The sequence below is a fragment of the Mycobacterium sp. E2462 genome, assembly GCF_001672685.1.
Taxonomy (GTDB): Bacteria; Actinomycetota; Actinomycetes; order Mycobacteriales; family Mycobacteriaceae; genus Mycobacterium.
Map to the genome: position 1 here is coordinate 1 of NZ_LZKC01000383.1, position 3,714 is coordinate 3,714.

2 protein-coding genes are annotated in these 3,714 nt (G+C 68.7%); both read right to left on the bottom strand.

Annotated features, from left to right (window positions below; all coding sequences use genetic code 11):
- The coding region (gene eccB, locus A5714_RS19935) for a type VII secretion protein EccB (RefSeq protein ID WP_068288109.1) at nucleotides 1–1,278 on the bottom strand (1,278 nt) is incomplete at its 3' end.
- The gene (eccA, locus tag A5714_RS19940; RefSeq protein ID WP_068070230.1) at nucleotides 1,275–3,128 is read right to left on the bottom strand and encodes a type VII secretion AAA-ATPase EccA; all 1,854 of its coding nucleotides are present in this window, start codon (nucleotides 3,126–3,128) and stop codon (nucleotides 1,275–1,277) included. The genes eccA and eccB, both read right to left, overlap by 4 nt.
- Nucleotides 3,129–3,714 lie beyond the last annotated feature (586 nt).

The following is a 3,714-nucleotide window of genomic DNA, read 5'->3' on the forward strand; positions in this document are numbered from 1 at the left end:
GGCCGCCGCCCCACCGCCGACGAGGTCGACGGTGTGGATCGACTCCGGGACCGGCAGCGCCGAACCGGCCAGCAGGTTCAGCGAGCTCGTCGCCGCACCGGCGGCCTTGCTCCAATGAGCGCATGCGACAGGGTCTTTCGCGGCGTCCACCAGGGTGACCTGCTGGTCGGGATAGCGAGAGGTGTCGAGCAGCCGTGAGACCGGCAGCTTGGCCACCGCGTCAGCGCCGAGCCGCGGCGGCTGATCCAGGCCGTAGGAGTTGGTGTTGCGCAGGATCGCGGCCAGCACCGGCGAGATCGGCTGCAGGCCGTCCGGCAGCACCGCGAAATAGCGCGGCGCCCCCGAGGAACTCTGGTCCAAACCGTAGGACACCACCACCGCACCGATGGGCGCCGGCACGGCGAAGGGCGCCGGGGCGCCGGCGTTCGGGATGCCCGGGGCCGTCAGCGCCGGCCCCTCGGGGATCGCGTTGAACAGCCCGAGCGCGATAGGCCGCGGCGGGGGGACCTCGGAGTTGTTCTGCCCCAACCCCAGTGCGGTAGTCACGGCGTGGTCGGTGAGGTTGATCTGGCTACGCCTGCCGTCCCACAGCAACCAGCTGTTGGGACCCTTGTCGTCGCCCGGGGACTGCACCAGGATGGCCTGCCGGGAACCCAAGTCCGCGGCGCGCGCTCCGCTGCTGTCGGGACGGCCGCCGATGACGGTCACGCCGGTGCTGTGCACGGCGTGCGCGGTTCCACCGATGCTGTCGCACACGGTCCAGTTCGCGTCCCGCCCGGGGTTTTGCACCATCCGCTCGGGGGCACCCGGGATGCCGATCAGGTTCCCGCGCGGAAAGCGGTCCAGCTCAGTGCTTTTCACCGTCGTCGGGTTGACCGGATGCCCCACGATCAACCGGGCTGAGGTGAGGTTGAGCACCGGGTGCAGGTCGTCGCCGACGCGGACGTAGAGGGCCGCGGTGTCCCGGTCGGCCAGGACGGCGTTGCTGCCCGCCGTCCCGTTGGGCCGGATCAAAGAGAACACGAAGCAACCGCCGAGTGCAGTCACCAGCAGCACCACGCCCATCAGAACCGCACGCGACTGCGTGCGCAGCGGGTCGACGAGCATCCTGGTGTCGTGCAGCGCGATGCCGGAAGCGATGCGGCGCATGACAAATCGCCAACCGCTGACCTGGTGGCGGGTCACGAAGCCGCGGCGGTACTCCACCTTGTCGGGGTTGTCGTTTACCGGCGTGCGGGAGGCGAACGAGCGACGGCTGTCCGGGTCTTGACTGGTCATGCCGGCACCGACAACCCCAGACCGCGCAGCAGCGGCTCGACGGACCGTTCGACGTCGTCGTCGGTGATCGTCATCAACTCCTCGTCACTGAATTCGCCGGTTCCGGCGTGTTCGGAATGGTCGAGCCGGAACTCCCGTTCTTCCTCGGAGCGTTCGACGATGTTTCGCACGAATCGGCCGTTGCCGGCGATGTCGAGGTTGCGCCGTGAGATGCCGTTGGCGTCGGGGGTGGTTTCGGTCGCGAGCTTGGCGAACAACGCCTCCATGTGGGCGAGCGCGGCCGGCTCGAAGACGCTGTCGCGCTGCTCAGCCATCTTGGTGGCGATCTCGACCAGTTCCGGTGCCGCGTACGACGGGAAGTCGATGTTGCGCGTGAACCGGGACCGCAGACCCTCGTTGGTGTCGAGGAACTTGTCCAGGTCGGCCCGGTAGCCGGCGATGATCACGACCAACCGGTCGCGGTCGTTTTCCATGCGGGCCAACAGGGTGTCGATGGCCACCAGCCCGAAGTCGTTCTTGGCCCCGGTGGCGACTAGCGCATAGGCCTCGTCGAGGAACAGCACACCGTCGAGCGCACTGTCGATGATGGCGTTGGTCTTGGCCTCCGTCTCGCCGATGTGCTGGCCGATGAGGTCGGCGCGGTGCACCTCGCGAATGTTCTCTCGTTTCAAAAGGCCAAGGCCGCAATAGATCTTGGCCACAACGCGGGCGATGGTGGTCTTACCGGTTCCGGGCGGTCCGGCGAACACCAGGTGGTGGGCACGCTGGGCGACCGCGAGGCCGCGCTGCTTGCGCACCAATTCCATGGCGACGGAGCTCTTCAGCCGCGAGACCTGGTTCTTTACCTCGTCCAGACCGATGAACTCGGCCAGCTGCCGTTCGGCCTCGTGCAGCAACACGGCCTTGCGTTCGTGGGCGGCGGGGTCGACGAAATCCTCTGCGCTGGGCTCGGTTTCGGGGTCCCACGGATCGGTGCGGGCGTCGATACGGGCCGCCGTGGTGGTGACGATGCCGAAACTGGTGTCGGTGAGGGCCTGCTCGACCTGCTCGTTCTCCGGGTGCGCCGCGTACAGGTCCTGCAGCACCTCGCTGGCCGAGTCCTCGTCCACGTGCGCGCGCAGCACCAGCGCCTTGGCGAGCGCGCCGTCGACTGCCGCGACGGCCACGGGACCCTCGGGCTCTTCCAAGTAGGACAGGGCCGGGGCGAACATGCCGAGCCGCGCCAGGGCGGTGCCGAGGGTGATCTTGGCCGCGTGCGAGAACGCCGGGTCGAGATCGGTGTCGTTGACGATCGGGGTGAGCAGCTTGACGACGTCGGACCAGCGCTCGGCCCGGTAGTTGACGACGACGGTGACCCAGCGCGCCTCGCGCCAACCGGGGCGACGAGCGGTCAGGGCGGTGACGATCTCGTTGGCCTCGGCGAAACGCCCCGCCGAGGCGAGCGCCGCGGCGTGGGCCAAGTGGAACTCGTCGGGCGTGCCGGCACGGAACTGCAGGTAGAGCCCGGTGTCGTAGCGGAAGCTCAACGATCCCGGCGCCAGGTCGACCTGACGCTGCAGCGTGCCGGCGGTGCCCGCGGTGCGGGCCACCGCCTCCAGGACCCGCAGGGACGTGTCACCGGCGGCGGCGAGCCCCGCCCAGGCGTCGCACTGATCGTGGGCAACGCGGGTCAGCGCGGTGAAACCGGATCGGGCCGCGACCAGGTCAGCCGGCCGCTGGCGTTGATACACGGCGATGCCGAGCGCGCGGCAACACGTGGCAAACCGGCTGACGACGTCACCGTCAACTCGAAGGTCCGCCCGAGAATTGACAGGCTGAGCTGTGAGCATGCCCGTGTCACCGAGTTCCACGGCCGCTTCTCCTAAACGTAGTCTCCCCTAAGCTGGCTGGGCTGAAGTTAGCATATCCTAAGTGGTGCGGCGCACTTCCGGCCTTGATCACGCAGTTCCTCCCCGCCCGGACCGCCGATGACGGCGTCCGGTGCCCCAACTGGCCGCATTTCCGACGTGAACGCCGACCGCAGCGGGTCGATGACCCGCTCGCCAGCCACTCTCGACAGGCGACCTTATCGAAAATGGTTTTCATTAGCAATGCGGGGCCGGCCACCATGTGCGCCGGCCCGTCGGCCTGCGGCATTCACCCGCCAAGCGGCGCCACATCCCCACCGACGCGGCCATGCGGCGACTCCTTCAACACTCGATTGAGCCCGACCGGCTCTGCCGATGGCCGCTCAGGCGGGCACCCAGCTACTAGTCGGGCACCGGGGCGCGAAAGTTCCCGGGCTCGCGCCCCGGCACCTCGTCAGGACCCAGGCCATGTCCTCGGCACCATGGGCACCGACGGCCCACCCGCGAAGTCGTCGACGCCGACGGTGCCTCGGACAGCGGTGACAGCGGCCCGCTCGACATCGTTGACGACGACGGTGACCCGTACACG